Source organism: Pseudomonas sp. GW821-FHT01A09, from assembly GCF_058986725.1.
The window spans coordinates 1-16814 of the sequence record NZ_JBYSWB010000001.1 but is presented as its reverse complement, the minus strand read 5'-3'; the positions used below and the strand labels follow the sequence as shown (position 1 = coordinate 16814).

At 63.6% G+C, this 16814-nt stretch carries 13 protein-coding genes and 1 tRNA gene; 6 read left to right on the top strand and 8 right to left on the bottom strand.

What is annotated here, in order from left to right; genetic code table 11:
- Window positions 1–8 precede the first annotated feature (8 nt).
- The 4 genes from rhmD (at window position 9) to AC3WJP_RS00055 (ending at window position 4660) form a co-directional block, all read left to right on the top strand.
- Window positions 9–1193, top strand: coding sequence for an L-rhamnonate dehydratase (gene rhmD / locus AC3WJP_RS00070; protein WP_493719195.1), 1185 nt, complete (start codon window positions 9–11; stop codon window positions 1191–1193).
- Window positions 1194–1388: 195 nt separating this feature from the next.
- Window positions 1389–2408, top strand: a complete 1020-nt coding sequence (locus AC3WJP_RS00065; protein WP_493719194.1) for a YncE family protein — start codon at window positions 1389–1391, stop codon at window positions 2406–2408.
- A 211-nt stretch (window positions 2409–2619) separates the two neighbouring features.
- Window positions 2620–3441, top strand: coding sequence for an alpha/beta fold hydrolase (locus AC3WJP_RS00060; RefSeq protein ID WP_493719193.1), 822 nt, complete (start codon window positions 2620–2622; stop codon window positions 3439–3441).
- Window positions 3442–3592: 151 nt separating this feature from the next.
- Window positions 3593–4660 (top strand): AbrB family transcriptional regulator, encoded by a 1068-nt coding sequence (locus tag AC3WJP_RS00055; protein ID WP_493719192.1) that lies wholly within the window; start codon window positions 3593–3595, stop codon window positions 4658–4660.
- Between the two features lie 143 nt (window positions 4661–4803).
- Here the strand turns inward: AC3WJP_RS00055 and AC3WJP_RS00050 are convergent, their stop codons facing one another.
- From AC3WJP_RS00050 to AC3WJP_RS00030, 5 genes are all read right to left on the bottom strand, one after another.
- A complete protein-coding gene (locus tag AC3WJP_RS00050; RefSeq protein WP_493719191.1) occupies window positions 4804–6162 on the bottom strand; it encodes an MFS transporter in 1359 nt (452 codons plus the stop codon).
- A gap of 197 nt (window positions 6163–6359) precedes the next feature.
- Window positions 6360–7613 (bottom strand): hypothetical protein, encoded by a 1254-nt coding sequence (locus AC3WJP_RS00045; protein ID WP_493719190.1) that lies wholly within the window; start codon window positions 7611–7613, stop codon window positions 6360–6362.
- A gap of 182 nt (window positions 7614–7795) precedes the next feature.
- Window positions 7796–7870 (bottom strand) — tRNA-Gln (locus AC3WJP_RS00040).
- A 164-nt stretch (window positions 7871–8034) separates the two neighbouring features.
- A complete protein-coding gene (locus AC3WJP_RS00035) occupies window positions 8035–9354 on the bottom strand; it encodes an NtaA/DmoA family FMN-dependent monooxygenase (RefSeq protein WP_493719189.1) in 1320 nt (439 codons plus the stop codon).
- Entirely contained in the window at window positions 9351–10292 is a 942-nt protein-coding gene (locus AC3WJP_RS00030; protein ID WP_493719188.1) for an aliphatic sulfonate ABC transporter substrate-binding protein, read from the bottom strand. The genes AC3WJP_RS00035 and AC3WJP_RS00030 overlap by 4 nt, the downstream gene beginning before the upstream one ends.
- 159 nt (window positions 10293–10451) lie before the next feature.
- On the opposite strand from AC3WJP_RS00030, the gene AC3WJP_RS00025 reads away from it, so the two are divergent.
- Together AC3WJP_RS00025 and AC3WJP_RS00020 are read left to right on the top strand one after the other, a co-directional pair.
- On the top strand, window positions 10452–10910 hold the full coding sequence (locus AC3WJP_RS00025) for a metallophosphoesterase family protein (protein WP_493719187.1): 459 nt from the start codon (window positions 10452–10454) through the stop codon (window positions 10908–10910).
- An 84-nt stretch (window positions 10911–10994) separates the two neighbouring features.
- Window positions 10995–12704, top strand: a complete 1710-nt coding sequence (locus AC3WJP_RS00020; protein WP_493719186.1) for an amidase — start codon at window positions 10995–10997, stop codon at window positions 12702–12704.
- 152 nt (window positions 12705–12856) lie between these two features.
- Here the strand turns inward: AC3WJP_RS00020 and AC3WJP_RS00015 are convergent, their stop codons facing one another.
- From AC3WJP_RS00015 to cptA, 3 genes are all read right to left on the bottom strand, one after another.
- A complete protein-coding gene (locus AC3WJP_RS00015; protein ID WP_493719185.1) occupies window positions 12857–13234 on the bottom strand; it encodes a glyoxalase superfamily protein in 378 nt (125 codons plus the stop codon).
- A gap of 100 nt (window positions 13235–13334) precedes the next feature.
- Window positions 13335–14516 (bottom strand): MFS transporter, encoded by a 1182-nt coding sequence (locus AC3WJP_RS00010; protein WP_493719184.1) that lies wholly within the window; start codon window positions 14514–14516, stop codon window positions 13335–13337.
- A 150-nt stretch (window positions 14517–14666) separates the two neighbouring features.
- On the bottom strand, window positions 14667–16412 hold the full coding sequence (gene cptA / locus AC3WJP_RS00005; protein WP_493719183.1) for a phosphoethanolamine transferase CptA: 1746 nt from the start codon (window positions 16410–16412) through the stop codon (window positions 14667–14669).
- Window positions 16413–16814: the final 402 nt, after the last annotated feature.

Below are 16814 nucleotides of genomic sequence, written 5' to 3'. Positions count from 1 at the left end.
AATCAACCATGAGTATCCCTACCATCAAGCACGTACGCGCCTTTGTTCTGCGTGGCGGCGGCGCCGACTACCACGATCAGGGCGACGGCCACTGGATCGACGATCACATCGCCACCCCCATGAGCAAATACCCGGAATATCGCCAGAGCCGCCGCAGTTTCGGCATCAATGTGCTGGGTACGCTGGTGGTCGAGGTCGAGGACAGCGAGGGCAATATCGGCTTCGCGGTGACCACCGGCGGCGAGCCGGCCGCCTATATCGTCGAAAAACACCTGGCACGCTTCGTCGAAGGCGCCAAAGTCACCGACATCGAAAAGATCTGGGACCAGATGTACTTTTCCTCCCAGTACTACGGACGCAAGGGCCTGGTGATCAATACCATTTCAGGCATCGATCTGGCGCTCTGGGACCTGCTTGGCAAGGTGCGCCAGGAGCCGGTGCACCAGTTGCTCGGCGGTGCGGTGCGCGATGAGCTGCAGTTCTACGCCACCGGCGCGCGCCCGGACCTGGCACAGAAGATGGGCTTCATCGGCGGCAAGCTGCCCCTGCACCATGGTCCGGCCGAGGGAGAAGAAGGCCTGCGCAAGAACCTCGAAGAGCTGGCGGTGATGCGCGAGCGGGTTGGCAGGGATTTCTGGCTGATGCTCGATTGCTGGATGAGCCTGGACCTCAACTACGCCACGCGCTTGGCTAATGGTGCCCACGAATTCGGCCTGAAGTGGATCGAAGAGGCGCTGTCGCCGGATGACTACTGGGGCTATGCCGCACTGAAAAACAATGTGCCCAACGGCATGCTGGTCACCACAGGCGAGCACGAGGCCACGCGCTGGGGCTTTCGCATGCTGCTGGAGATGGGTTGCTGCGACATCATCCAGCCCGATGTCGGCTGGTGCGGCGGGATCACCGAGCTGCTCAAGATCTCGGCCTTGGCCGATGCCCACAGCGCTTTGGTCATCCCCCATGGGTCCTCGGTGTACAGCTATCACTTCGTTGCCACGCGCACCAACAGCCCATTCGCCGAGTTCCTGATGATGGCGCCCAAGGCCGATGAGGTGGTGCCGATGTTTCACCCGCAGTTGCTCGGCGAGCCGGTGCCCGTGAACGGCCGTATGCGTCTGTCGATGCTTGATCAGCCGGGTTTTGGCGTGACGCTGAACCCTGAATGTCAATTGCACAGACCCTATCGGCACTGATCGCCAATCCAGGCCGATCTCTGTAACCGCCTCGCCCGCCTCGTGCGGGCGATTGCCGTCGCCAGCGCACCCTGCGCCAGGGTCTTCCTACCGCTATTTCGAAGACAGATGTTGCGGTGGCGGCCAATCCGATGCAACCAACGGCTCCCGCCAGGGCTCTCAAAAGCATTGATCCAGAGCCATCGAGGACATGCCATGAGCCAGTTCGACCGCCGCCAGATTCTGCAGATGATCGCCGTCAGCAGCGCCGCCCCTTTCATTCCACCCGTGTTCGCCGCCACCTCTGGCCGCAACGAAATGGTACTGGTGGAAAAGGAAGCGCCGGGTATCAGCTTCTATCAGCTACCGGAAGGCCGACCGCTGGCCCATCTGCCGTTACCCACCCAACCCCATGAAATCGTCGCTGACGCACAGGGCCGATTCGCCTATGTGGCGCAGTATGGCGTGAACAAATGGGCGGCCCCTGGCGACGGTGGCCACCAGGTATTCGTGATCGATCTGCAGGCACGCAAGATCGTTCGCAGCCTGGATCTGACGCCGTACCACCGCTTGCATGGCATCCGCCTGGACGCTGCTGGACGCCTCTACGTCTTGAGCGAAACCGACTCGGTGATGATCCGCTTCGACCACCCCGCTACCGATCAATACCCGAGCCAGATCGTGCCGGTGGGCGGTACGCGCAGCCATTACTTCGTGATCACCCGCGACGGCCGCCGAGCCTACGTGTCGGACACCCTGTCGGGCATGGTGATCATGCTCGACCCCCATGATCCGACCTTCGCCCCGGTCAAGCGCCTGATTGGCGAAGCGCCCGAGGGCTGCTGCCTGAGCCCGGACGAACGGACCTTCTACGTGATCGATCGTTATCAGGGCGAGTTGCACGCCTTCGACGCCGTCACGCTGGCACCGCAGGAGCAAGTGAAGCTGCGCGGTGAGGCGGTGCGAGTGGTGGCCCTGCCCGATGGTCGGTTGATCGTCTCCAATCAGGCCGACAAGAGCCTGAGCCTGTTGCGTGCCGGTACCCTGGCAGAGGAACGACACCTGCCGCTGGAGGCTGCGGCACCAGGGCTCAATCTGGCGCCGGGGGGTGATCGCCTGTACGCCTCGCTGGAATCCGACAAGGAGGTGATCGTGGACATTGCCAAATGGCAGATCGTCGGCTCGTTCGCCACGCAAAAAGCACCGGACTCGGCGGCCTTCGTGCAGAACGGATAACCCCGACTTCAGGTCTTTTCAGTCACCTTCAGAACGCTTAAGGGCGCTGCCGCGCCCATCGGGATAGTGTCTGAGGGCTCGCGACCCACAGGCTCGCCCTCAAGGCCCGCGCCACGGCGCTGGCAGCCGCCGCTCTTTCGGCTATGGTGATGAGCAGCCGTGCAGTCCAGGCGAGTCCTTCCCCGACGACAATGCGACAGGAGACAAGCACATGAGCCACTTCACCACCCGCGACGGTACCGACATCTTCTACAAGGACTGGGGCACCGGTCAGCCCATCGTCTTCCACCACGGCTGGCCGCTGAGCGCGGATGACTGGGATGCGCAGATGCTGTTCTTCCTCGCCAAGGGCTATCGCGTGATCGCCCATGATCGCCGAGGTCATGGACGCTCGACCCAGACGGCCACCGGCAACGAGATGGACACCTATGCCGCCGATGTCGCCGCACTGGTCGCCCACCTGGGGCTCAAGGACGCCGTGCACATCGGCCACTCTACCGGCGGTGGCGAAGTCGCCCGCTATGTCGCCCGCCACGGTGCCGGGCTGGTCGCCAAAGCCGTGCTGATTGGTGCGGTGCCACCGATCATGGTCAAGTCGGCAAGCAACCCCGGCGGTTTGCCGATCGAAGTGTTCGATGGCTTTCGCTCGGCGCTGGCGGCCAATCGCGCGCAGTTCTACAAGGAAGTGCCGATCCCCTTCTACGGCTACAACCGGGACGGCGCCAAGGTGCTCGAAGGGGTCAAGGACAACTGGTGGCGCCAGGGCATGATGGGCGGCATCAAGGCGCACTACGACTGCATCAAGGCGTTCTCGGAAACCGACTTCACCGAAGACCTGAAGCAGATCACCGTGCCGGTGCTGGTGCTGCACGGCGACGACGATCAGATCGTGCCCATCGGCGACTCCGCCGAACTGTCGATCAAGCTGCTGCAGCATGGCACGCTCAAGGTCTACAAGGGCTACCCGCACGGCATGTGCACCACCCATGCGCAAGTGATCAACGAAGATCTGCTGGCGTTTATCCAAGCGTGAACTAGGGGGCATCTTCATTGACGGTGCCCTTTCAAGAAAACATTACCGGCAGATGCCGCCGCCCCCCTCGCAACCGTGGCAAAATCCACCCCACTCCCCGTCTGGAAGAACCGCAATAGAGCGGCCGGGAGTTTTTGCTGTGGAGCGTGCCGTGTCTGCGAGTTCGAGTCGTTCGTTTTTAGGTAGCCTGCCAGCGTGGGTGCAATGGGCAGCATTGTTGCTGTGCGCCGCTGGGGCGGGGCAACTGCTGGCCACCGCGCAGATCCCTGCGGGGCGGTTCCTCGGGCCGATGGTGGTGGCCATTGCTTTCGCCGTGGCGGGCTGCACCGTGCGTTTGCCCAAGGTGGCCTTCCAGGGCGGGCAGAGCGTGATCGGGCTGATGGCCGCGCATGCGATCACCGCCGGCGTACTGTTATCGCTGGCGCAGACCTGGCCGGTGATGATCTTTGCCACGGTGTGCACCATTGCCTTGAGCCTGGCAGTGGGCGTGGCCGTGGCGCACTTCGGCGACCTGCCGGGTACCACGGCGATCTGGGGCAGCGCACCGGGTGCGGCCTCGGCGATGATTTCCATGGGCGAGCAATATGGTGCGGACGGTCGCGTGGTAGCGACCATGCAGTATGTGCGGGTGGTGTGCGTGGTGTTGTCCGGGGCAGTGGTCAGCCATGTCATGGGCATCAGCTCGGCTCACGCGGTGGCCGCAGCGCCCGTGGTGTCATGGATGACCTTTATCGGTGGCCTGGTGGTGATCGCCATCGGCATCAAGTTCGGTAACCGAGTGCCGGCCGGTGCCTTGTTGATCCCCCTGGTGCTGGGCGCAGTCCTGCAACTGACCGGCGTGCTGCACGTCGCCCTGCCCAGCTGGTTCACTGCCTTGGCCATGGCCGCCATCGGTGGCTATGTGGGTTTGCGCTTCGACCGACCCACGGTGCTCTATGTGTTCAAGCGGCTGCCGACCATGATCTGCTGCTCGCTGTTGTTGATCGCCGCCAGCGCGGCACTGGCCTACCTCATCGCGCTGATGCTGCATAAGGACTATCTATCGGTGTACCTGGCCACCAGCCCGGGCGGGCTGGATTCAATGGCAATCATCGCGGTGGACAGCCAGGCCGATGTCAGCCTGGTGCTGGCGATGCAGACGCTGCGGTTGTTCACGGTGATTCTGGTGGGGCCGTTTCTGGTCAAGTGGGTGATCGAGCGGATCAGCCGGTTTGCTTGACGAGGCGTTTACGAACGACGCGAAAAATCCCCGCTCTGGAACGGGCAAGATTCCAAAAAGTTGCTGACTGCCTTTGACGTCAAACCTTCAAGCATTCGCCCTATGCCCACTACCGCCGCATGTGTGAGCCCAGCGCCTCATGCTCATGAATGCCGAGGCGCGAGGGTTACGGGGCGAGGCGCCTCTACCGCCACATCATCCTCGAGCTCGACTCGCTGGATATCCGGAATGATGAACAGATAGGTCACCACACCGAGGATGCAATGCGCCGCCACGTACACCAGCGCCGCCTCGTAGCCCCCGGTGATGCCGACGATGTAACCGATCACGATGGGCGTGACGATGCTGCCGATGTTGCCCACGGTATTGAAAACTGCGCCGCTCAGCCCGGTCAGGCGTTGTGGCGAGGCATCGGCGATGCAGGCCCAGCCAATGGCGGCAAAGCCCTTGCCGAAGAACGCCAGCGCCATCAGCGGCACCATCAGCCACAGCGAGTCGACGTAATTGCACAGCACCAGGCTCGCCGCCAGCACGAACCCCACCAGCGCCGGGATCTTGCGCGCCCAGGTCAGGGACATGCCGCGCTTGAGCAGGCGATCCGAGGTGATGCCGGACAGCAGTCCGCCGAGGAAGCCACACACGGCCGGCAATACCGCGATAAAGCCGACCTGCAGGATGTCCAGATGACGGGCCTGCACCAGGTACAGGGGAAACCAGGTGATGAAGAAATACGACATCGAAATGATGCAGTACTGGCCGAGGTAAATGCCCATCAGCATGCGATTGCGCAGCAGGTCCTTGAGGTATTTCATTTTCGGCGAGCGATCGGCACGCCCCTCTTCGTCCATGTGCACCAGGCCGCCGCCCTGTTCGATGTAATCGAATTCGGCGCGATTGATGCCCGGGTGATCCTTGGGCGTGTGAATGGCCTTGACCCACCCCAGCGCCAGCACAAAGCCCACACCGCCCATGAACACGAAGACGTATTTCCAGCCGAAGCTGTGCACGATGTAGCCCATGATCGGTGAGAACAGTACGACAGCGAAATACTGCGCCGAGGCGAAGATCGAGGTCGCCATGCCCCGTTCCGAGGTCGGGAACCAGGAGGCGGCGAGCCGGCCGTTGGCGGGGAATGCCGGCGCCTCGACCAGCCCGAGCATCAGCCTCAGGAAGAACAGCATCATCACCGCAGTGGTCGCTTCGAAGCCGCCGACGAAGGCCTGCAGAAAGGTCATGGCCGACCACAGCAACAGGCTCATGCCATAGATGCGCTTGGAGCCGTAGCGGTCGAGCAGCCAGCCACCGGGTATCTGGCCCAACACATAGGCCCAGCCGAAGGCTGAAAACACAAAGCCCAGGGCAATGGGTTTGAGGTCGAGGTCGGCCGACAAAGCCGAGCCGGCAATAGAGAGCGCCGCACGATCGGCGTAGTTGAGCGACGACACCACGAACAGCATCGCCAGCACGTAAAAGCGGACGCGGGTCCTCTTTTCTGTCTGCATCTCCAAGTCCACCTTTTTCTTGTTGTTCGACCAGAGCAAGCCCGCTCGCAATCGCGGGGCTTTCGCCATGCGCTTCGATCTTGAGGGCTGGGATTGCCGAGGTCTAATTCAAAAAAAGATGCGATTGATACCTGGATTGGATCGATCGGTGTGCTGCTTTCGCTGATTTCAGGGCGGCGAGCGCGCTCAGGTACCGGCTAAGGCGCGGCGACCTGATGGCATTTGAAGCCTCGGGACTCGTCCTGATCGGCCCGTGCCTGGGCCTTGGCCGCGCACACTTCGGGGTTCTGCAAGGCGTTCCAGAGCACCGACGGGGCCTGCTGGGCGACCTGATACATGGCGCGGCAGACGTAACCGGCGTTAGGGTCGGCGGGTAGCAGCCAGATGGCGCGGCTATCTCCGCCGCGTTCGCAGATGATCCGTGCGCCAGTCGCTACCGGCGCTGGGGCAGCTGTCGGCGATGGCTGCGGCGCGGGTGCGGAATCACCACTCTGGGTCAGTACCACTGCCGGATACAGCACACCGCGTTCAACGCCTTGTGGCATCTGCCAGGCGAGCGTCCACCCCTGATCGAGGGCCAGCGCCCCCTGCGGACGTGGCAGCGTCGGCACCTGACTGCCCGGTTCGAATGGCGCGAAGTCCATGCCGACGCCCGGCGCGACCGGTTGCAGCTGGTCCAGCGTGCGTCCTGTCCGATTGGCCGTAGCCACTGCAGGAAGTTTCTGACACTGCACCCGGGCCGAGATGCAGGACAGCTGGGAGCCGCTGTGCAGCAACACCGCAGCGCCGGTGTCGAAAAACGCTGCCCGCAGCGCCTGCTCGTCGCCTCCCGCAGCGGCGACGGCCACGCCACCCAGTGCGCCAGCCAAGGTGGTGTCATGCATCGTTTGCAAAGCGTCACCCTGCGGATCGCTACCCAGCTCGGCCTCCCACAGACCCTGCCCCGCCAGCAGACCGACACGCAGCGCCTGCAGCGCAGTCCCCCCGGGCTGGCGGTAGGCCCACCAGGCGGCATACGCGGCACCGCCTGGCGGCCCGCCGTAGACGCTGCGGGCCAGCTGCGCTTCGGCACTGGCGAAGGTATAGCTGCGCGCCACCCGCTCGGCCGCCAACTCGTTGCTGGCATCGGCATGGGTGCCGGCCTGCCACAGGTTTTCTATCATCTGCCGTGCTGCAGCGGCGCTGATCGGCGAGGCGCCGGCGGCACCGGCGAGGAAGCCATCGATCAGCGGCTTCGCCTGCGGCCCGTCGCTGACCACGCCAGAGGTCTGCGCCATCTCGGGATGCATCTGCAGCGCGATCGTGCGGATATCGCCCAAGGCCTGCTCGGCGACCGCCTGCCAGCCCGGCAGCAGCACACCGCCGCTGACGGCAGATTCGGCACTGATGGCGGATTGGGCAACGAGGACAAGCAGGCAGGACAAGCGCAAAAGCAGGAAGCGTAAGGTCATGGAGTCACCCGGGATTGGCGCACTGTTGGGCGTCGACGACCACTACCTGAAGACGTAAAGCTGGCCGATAGCATACAGAGCCCATGCCAGGCTGGCGACAACTGAGGTGGAGAGTTGCGAGGGTATTGCCGTGAACCTGACTGGCCATTGGGCTGGCTGCAACCGGATACACGTGAAGAAAATGGCAGGGGCGGCTGGATTCGAACCAACGCATGGCAGGATCAAAACCTGCTGCCTTACCGCTTGGCGACGCCCCTGTATCTCGTAGAGCAACATCGAGATGTTGCGTCCTTGTGAGGCCTTGAAAGGCTTGTCTGCAAGAACGGCGAGGAATTTACCAGCTTTTGTAACATCCGCCAACCCCTGTAACGCACAAATTGTTTTTTAGAACAGTCAGTTAGTGGGGGCTGGCGGCGGGTGTTCAGGAATAACGACTCGCGGGACGCTGCAAGCCCAAGGTATCGCGCAGTGTCGTGCCCGGGTATTCACGGCGGAACACCCCGGCTTCCTGCAACTGCGGCACCACTTGGCCGAGGAACAGGTCGTCCTCTTCTTCCAGGTACGGCGGCAGGATCACGAAGCCGTCGCAGGCTTCGGCCCGGTACCATTCGATCAACTGGTCGGCCACCTGCTGCGGCGAGCCGACCGGTGAAAAGAACGACAAACTCTCGGCATACCACTTGCCCACCTCGCCCACCGTCATGCCGCGCGCCACCGCTTGCTTGATCACGTACTCAAAGCGCCCCTTGCTGCCGGTGATCCGTTCGCTGATGTCCGGCAGCAATGCATCCTGAGGGAACTGCGCGAGGTCGAAGTTCATGCTCGCCGACATGAAGCTCAGACCGGCCTCGGGGCGGATCAGCGACTTGAGCAAGGCATCCTTGGCCAGCGCGTCCTCGGCATCGCGGCCGACCACCGGAACGATCCCCGGCAGCACCTTGATGGAGTCCGGATCGCGGCCATAGGCGATGGCCTTGTCCTTGATCAGCCGGTAGAAATCCCGAGCGCGCTCCAGCGTCGCCTGAACCACGAACACCACCTCAGCGTTCTGCGCGGCCAGATCGATGAAGGCCTGCGACACCCCGGCCTGGATCAGTACGGGCTGGCCCTGGGGCGGCCGCGGGATGTTGATCGGCCCACGCACATCGAAGTTCTCGCCGTGGTGATCGACGTAGTGAAATTTCGAGGGGTCGGCGTAGAGTCCTTCGCTGGCATTCTTGACCAGCGAGTCGTCGCCCCAGCTGTCCCAGAGTTTTTGCACCACCTCGATGAACTCGCTGGCGCGCCCATAGCGCTCGCCGTGGGCAAAGTGTTCGCTGCGGCCGTGGTTGCGCGCCTCGCCATCGCTGACCGAGGTGACCACGTTCCAGGCGGCGCGGCCGCCGCTGATGTGGTCGATGTTGGCGAGCATCCGCGCCGCGGTGTAAGGCGCCGAATAGGACGACGACACGGTACCGCCAATGCCGATCCGGTCGGTCACTGCCGCCAGCGCTGCCAGCAGCGTCAGGGGTTCGGGGCGAGCCACCGGGCGATACTTGACGGTGTTGGCGAAGTGGCCGCCGTAGTTGTCATCGATCGACAGTTTGTCGGCAACGAACAGCATGTCCAGGCAGGCGGCTTCGGCGCGCCGGGCGATTTTCTTGTACAGGCGCCAATCGACGCCGCCACTGGCCGCGGAGTCGGGATGGCGCCAGCCGCCCTGGTGGGTGCCGGCTTCGAGATATAGCGCCAGGTGCATCATGGTTTGCGGGTCTCGTTGGCGGCCGTGGTGGGCGTTGAAAAGAAGCTGGTATCGACCAGGGTGGCGGCGTCGAGGGGCCGTTTGATCAGGCCGGTTTTCACGTACAGGTCGATGGTGTCCTGCTGGCGCTTGCGGATCGCGGCCACGTCAGTCAGCGGCAGGTTGACCTCGCGGGCGACCTTGGACTGCGCCACTGTATCCGGCAGGCGCAGCAATTGGGCGATCACCGCGGCATAGGGTTGCGGATGATCGGCGCCCCACTGCCGCGCCTTGGCCAGGCGCTGGGCGAAGTCCTGCAGTTCGGCATGCTTGCTGGCGATGGCTTGGTCGGAGGCGACCAGATAGTTGAGCGACGGGTAGGCCTTGCCATCGGCAATGATGCGCACCTGGGACTGCTCGACGGCAAAGGAGATGTAGGGTTCCCAGGTGGCGACGGCGTCAACCGCACCATTGCTCAGGGCCAGGGTCGCTTCGGCCGGGGTGGTGAAGACGAACTCCACGTCCTTCTCCCCCAAACCGGCGTCGGCCAGGGCTTGCAGGGCCAGGGCGTGCCCGGAGGAACCTTTGACGGTGGCGATCTTTTTCGACTTGAGGTCAGCGACGCCGCGCACGCTGGAGTCCTTGCCGACGATCAGGCCATTGCCCAGGTAGCCCGAGGCGAATATGGCTTTGGCCTTGACCCCGGAAGCGGCGGCGAAGGTCAGCGGCGCATCGCCCAGCAGGCCGGCGTCCAGGTGGTTGGAGTTCAAGGCTTCGAGCACCGGGGCGGCATTGGCGAACTCGTGCCATTCGATCTTGTAGGTGAGGTCCTGCAGCACCCCGGCGGCTTCCATCACGGCCCGGGCGTTGCCACGCTGATCGCCGACATCGATATCCGCCCGCGCGGCACCGGTAACCGCCAGTGCCAACGCAAGCCCGAGGAACAGTCTGTGTTTCATGCGGTGCATACCCTTGGCCGAAAAGCCCAGCCTAGGGGGCACTCCTTAGATAACCAAATAACATTAAAATATATGCTTATTATGCGTTTTGTTTTGTTCAGAACAGGCTTTGGCGCAGCGCGGTTACACTAGCCGCCCTACCCTGACCCGGAGCCACACATGAACGTCGGCATCATCTCCGATACCCATGGCCTGCTGCGCCCCGAAGCTATCGCCGCCCTGCAGGGCTGCGAGCGAATCATCCATGCCGGCGACATTGGCAGCGCGGCCATCCTCGAGCAACTGGCGGCCATCGCGCCGCTGCACGTGGTGCGCGGCAACAACGACCTCGACGCGCCCTGGGCCGCCTCCATCGCCGACCATCTGCAGTTCGACCTCGGCGGCTGGCGGACCTTGCTGGTGCATGACATCGCTGACGTTGCGGGCCTGATCGACGCAGCCGTGCGCCTGGTCATCACCGGCCACTCGCACAAGCCGCTGATCGAATGGCGCGGGCAAACCCTCTACCTCAACCCTGGCAGCGCCGGGCGGCGGCGCTTCAAGCTACCGGTGACCCTGGCTTTGCTGGAGGTGACGAGTGGAACGCTGGAGCCACGGCTGATCTCGTTACTGGACTGAAGCAACAGCGCCCTTGAGTCCCATCCCCAGAGTGACGAAAATGGGCGCCTTCGTTATTTATAAGCTGCACAGCCTGGAGACAGCATGATCGAGGTAACCGAGGTTTCCATCGCCGCGTTGCGCGCCGCGCTCGAGTCCGGCCAGACCACGTCGGTCGAGCTGGTGGGGGCCTATCTGGCGCGCATCGACGCGTTCGATGGCGCCGACACGCCTACCGCCCTCAACGCGGTGGTGGTGCGCAATCCCCAGGCCCTCGCCGAAGCCCAGGCCGCCGACGAACGTCGGGCCCGCGGTGCGACGCTCGGCCCGCTGGACGGCATCCCCTATACCGCCAAGGACAGCTACCTGGTCAAGGGCCTGACGGCGGCATCCGGCAGCCCGGCCTTTGTTCACCTGGTCGCCCAGCGCGACGCCTTCACCATCGAACGCCTGCGCGCCGGCGGCGCCATCTGCCTGGGCAAGACCAACATGCCGCCCATGGCCAACGGCGGCATGCAGCGCGGTGTGTATGGCCGCGCCGAGAGCCCCTACAACGCCGATTACCTGACCGCGCCCTTCGCTTCCGGATCCTCGAACGGCGCCGGCACCGCCACCGCCGCCAGCTTCTCGGCCTTCGGCCTGGCTGAAGAGACCTGGTCGAGCGGCCGCGGCCCCGCAGCCAACAACGGTCTGTGCGCCTACACGCCGTCGCGCGGGCTGATCTCGGTGCGCGGCAACTGGCCGCTGACCCCGACCATGGACGTGGTAGTGCCCTTCGCGCGGACCATGGCCGACCTGCTCGAAGTACTCGACGTGATCGTCGCCCCCGACCCGGACACCCGTGGCGACCTGTGGCGTCTGCAAACCTGGGTACCCATCCCATCGGTCGAATCGGTACGCCCCAGCTCCTACCTGGAGCTCGCCGCCAAGCCCGAAGCCCTAGCCGGCAAACGCTTCGGCGTGCCGCGCATGTACATCAACGCCGACCCCGACGCCGGCACCAGCGAAGCCCCCGGGATCGGCGGCCCGACCGGCCAGCGCATCAATACCCGGCCCACCGTCATCGCCCTCTGGCAGCAAGCCCGCGAGGCCCTCGAAGCCGCGGGCGCCGAAGTGCTGGAAGTGGATTTCCCGCTGGTGTCGAACTGCGAAGGCGATCGTCCTGGCGCGCCGACGGTGTTCAACCGCGGGATCGTGTCGCCAGAATTTCTGCACCATGAACTGTGGGACCTGAGCGCCTGGGCGTTCGATGACTTCCTGCGTGCCAACGGCGACCCGGCCCTCAATCGCCTGGTGGACGTCGACGGCCCGCTGATCTTCCCCCATGACCCCGGCACCTTGCCCAATCGCGAAGGCGACCTCGCGGCGGGCATGGACGAGTACGTGCGCATGGCCGAGCGCGGCATCACGCCGTGGAACGAGATTCCCACCCTGGCCGATGGCTTGCGCGGCCTGGAGCAGACGCGCCGCATCGATCTCGAAGCGTGGATGGACAGACTGGGGCTGGATGCCGTGATCTTCCCCACCGTCGCCGATGTCGGCCCGGCCAATGCCGATGTCGACCCGCAAGCGGCCGACATCGCCTGGAGCAACGGCGTCTGGGTGGCCAACGGCAACCTCGCCATACGCCACCTCGGCGTGCCTACCGTCACCGTGCCCATGGGCGTGATGGCGGACATCGGCATGCCTTCGGGCCTGACGTTCGCCGGGCGCGCCTATGACGATTCGTCGCTGCTGCGTTTGGCTGCGGCGTTCGAAGCGACCGGCTCGCGTAGGCAGATTCCGCCGCGCACGCCGCCGTTGCAGAGCAGCTGATGGATGAGGATGCCCTTGAGCTGCTCAGGGGCATTTGAGGCAGGCCCATCGCGCGACCACCGCCCCTCTCAGCGCGAGGGCCCCTCAGGCGACTCAAGCGCCGTCAGCACGGCTCAGCGGAATTCATGGGCAGCTGTCAGGCTCGACACCCCTCAACTCGACTCGCAAAACCTGATGCGATTGCCGAACGGATCCGTCACTGTCATTACCCTGCCCCAATCCAGCGTTTCGATCCCGGGCTTCATATAGGTGTAATCCTTGGCCGCCAACTCGCGTTGCAGCCCATCGATGCCGGTCATGGTCACGAAGGTATTGGAGCCCGGGGTGGCATCACCATGATGCTCGCTCAAGTGCAGTACCAAGCCGGTTCGGGAGACTTGCAGGTATAACGGAAAGTTCTCGCCGAAGCGGTGTTCCCAATCGATTTGAAACCCGAGGAATTCCACATAGAATTGCTTGGCCTTGAGCACATCGAAGATGCGCAGGATCGGCGCGGTCTGAGTGAATTTGATATCAGCTGGATCAGGCATCGGCTTCCTCAGGCTCCTTGGCGCAAACGGTACGCTTGCAGACGAGCGGTGAAGGTATCAGGACGGCTACAGCATTCGCCACTCGAAACGCGAGTATTCCCTACAACACTGCACTTCCCGATTGCCCCAATCTCCCACTCACCCAACGCCCCACACTCAACACCCAGATCAACAACGCAATCGACCCCACATACATCAACATGCCCTGCACCCCACCGGCAGCAATCAGCCTGCCAGCCAGAAACGGAAAGCCGAACACGCCGATGAAGTAGCTCAGGCTGAACAGCAGCAAGGCCTGCGCGGTCAGGCCCGGCGGTGCCTCATTGGCGGCCAGACCGTTGATCACCGAGTAATTGAGGCCGTAACCGACGCCGAGCAGCGCCGCCGTCAGGCCGTAACCGAGGCTGTCGTGCACCCATCCGGCAAAGCCCGCCACAGCGATCAACATCAAGGTGGTCAGCGCGCACGAGCACGCCAAGGGGTCACGCTTGACCACCCAGCCGGCGATAAACAGGCGGCAGCAGATCGCGGCGCCCATGAAGCTTATGAAGAACAGCGAATAATCCAGCCCCAGACTCTTGGCATAGCTGGTCTGGAAACTGCCCAGCCCACCGAAGATCGCGCCGCCCAGACCGACCATCAGGATCGACAGCGCCGACTTCGAGCGCAGCACCTGCCAGGCTGCCGAGGCACTCAGCTGGACCCTCTGCGAAGCAGTCTCTTGCCCCCTGCCCAAGCGCCAGAAATACAGCCCACCCAACAATGCCGCCAGCGCCGCGCACAGGAATGCCGACTGCACCGGCAAGCCAAAGTGACCGGCCACTTTGCCAGCCAGCGGGCCGCTGCCGATACCGGTCAACATGCTCCCCGATAACAGCGCGAAGCAGTGGGTGCGCCGCGCCGGTTCGATCATCGCCGCCACCATGATCGGCCCCAGGGTGTAGAACACCCCCCAACCGATACCCAGCACCAGCCCGCACAGCCACAGTGCCGGCCCCAGCGTGGTGACCAGGGCGAAGCCCAGCGAAGCGAGCACCAGGCAGCCCGCGCCGAACGCCACGCTGCGCCCGGCACCCCAGCGCTGCATCATGTGCCCGCTGCCGAGCACCGCCGCCAGCGTGCTGACCATGGTCACGGCGAACACTTGTCCGGCATCGCGCTCGTTGCCGCCGAGCGAGGTCATCAGCAGCGATAACAGAAAGGTTGCGCCATAGGCCAGCGACAGCAAGAAGCTGGCGAAGCAGAAGACGGCGAATCGAGGATCGGAGGGGGAACGGGTCATCGCTGGTTTCCTTGCAGGGACAGGCGCTGTTTTAGCACGCCTGGGCAAGGGAATAGTCATTGCGATGAAGGAGTAAAGGTCGCGAGATTTGCACCTTTGGTGAAACTCACCGCCGCCCGCGACAGGGTATCGAGGGCGGCGGTGAACTGTTTACTTGATCGTTACCTTCTGCTCGTCGCCCCTGACACCCGGCTCCTTCGCCAGATCGCCGAAGTCGCGCAAGGTCTGCGGCTGGTAGGGGTCGCCGATAAAGCGCGTGCGTGCCACGAACGCCGGGCTGACCAGGCTCTTGGAGCGATCGTGCTCGTCGAAGCTGAGCCCGGCCATGTCGGCCCAGGTGTGGATCAGGCTGGAGCTGCTGTACGGTCGGTCGAGGTTGCCGGCGAAATTCCAGTCGTGAGTGGCGCGCCACTTCGGTGAAGCCCAAGCCATGAACGGGATGGTGTACATCGGCGCGGTCGGCCGGCCTTCGTTGCGGCCCAGGCTGTCGTGCTTGCCGGAGTCGTAGACGTCTTCGCCGTGGTCGGACAGGTACAGCAGGAAGCCGTTGGGGTCGGTGGCGCCAAACTGCTTGATGATGCTCGAGACCACGAAGTCGTTGTACAGCACGGCGTTGTCGTAGCTGTTGTAGGTCTTCACCTGCTCTTCGTTCAGGCCCGGCGGCGTGCCTTCGCGGCCACTGAACTTGGCGAATTCCTGCGGGTAGCGGTAGTCGTAATTGACGTGCGTACCCAGCAGGTGGATCACGATCAGCTTGCGCGGTGCCTTGTCGGCCAGCACCTTGGCGAACGGCTCCAGCACGTCGCCGTCATATTGGGCGGCGTTCTGGTTGCGGTTGTTGTTGAGGTAGACCTGCTCATCGGCCTGCTGCGAGAAGGTCGTGAGCATGGTGTTGCGCTTGGTCAGGGTCTGCTGGTTGGTGATCCACCAGGTTTTGTAGCCGGCCTGCTTCATCACATCGACGATCGACGGCGTCGACAGGAACAGGTCTGGATGCTTTTCATCGGCAAAGGTAAGCACCTGCTGCAGCGACTCGATGGTATACGGACGCGGGCTGACCACGTTGGTGAAGACGCTGAGCTGGTCCTTCATGCGATCCAGCTCGGGGTTGGTTTCACGCGGGTAGCCATACAGGCTCATGTGGCTGCGGTTGGTCGACTCGCCGATGATCAGTACCAGCGTGGCGGGCAGGCCGGCGCCGCTGTCCACCAGATGGGTGAGCGGCGGGACCTTGGCGTTGGCCTCGAGCATCGCTTCCATGCCGCTCAGCTGCTGGCGGTAGTTGCGGTAGCCGATCAGCAGCTGCCAAGGCACGGCGGGCTCGATGTGATCTTCGAATTTCTGCCAGGCGTCGACCAGGGTCGGCGTGCGCGGAATCTGCTTGGCGATCGGCATGGCCACGAACAATGCCAACAGCACTATGCTGACGACCAGTGCCTTGGGCCTGGAAATCCGCACCGGGCGTACGCGGGTCCACAGCAGCACGGCGCCGGCCGTATAGGCCAAGAATGCCGGCACCATCCACCAGACGAAATACTGGCTGAGGTACTCCCCGGCTTCGGCGTCGTTGGATTCGAAAATGACGAAGATCACGCTCTGGGAGAATTCCTGCTGGTAGATCAGGAAGTAACCGAAACTCAGCAGCGAACACAGAAACAGCACCAGGCCCAACACGCCGGCAATCAGGCGCCCGCGCTGGGGAAACAGCAAGACCGGGATCAGCCATAGGGTACTGAGGAAAAACGCATCACGAAAACCGGCAAAGCCGGTGGTGCCGCTGAGCTGGATCAACCCTTGGGTGACGCCAGAAAAGTACCAGAAAAACACGAAAAGCCACGCCAGGCCTTTCCAATCGAAGCGCTGCTTGGCGGGGGTCTTGGGGGTATCGGTGGTCATCGGCTTTCCAAAGACGGCATCGGTCGCGCGAATAGTGGCGCGGTGCTATGCCGGGATTAAAACGGGTGGGGCACCCTAAGCCATCAGTTGTGACATTTATGTCAAAAAAGTTAATCAAAATTGTCATGTGCTGGTTGGTAGGCGGATTAGAGCGTTCTTTTCCTTTTGCCTTGAGGGGGGGCGGATCAGTGTGGTTCTGCTTGCGAGCCGGCCTTGGGGTCGCCGCCCCCACCATTGGCCCCTCGCTGGGGCGCCAGCTCTTGAGAAAGTAAGCCCGCGTTCCGGCCCGCTAGCAGGGCACGCCCCGATGGGCCGTCCATGGCCCAGCGGGGCTTGGCCGGCATCCATGCCGGCCATCCCCGCGCAAGCGTACCTCCACGCGGCCTGCTGAAAGGGGGCGGC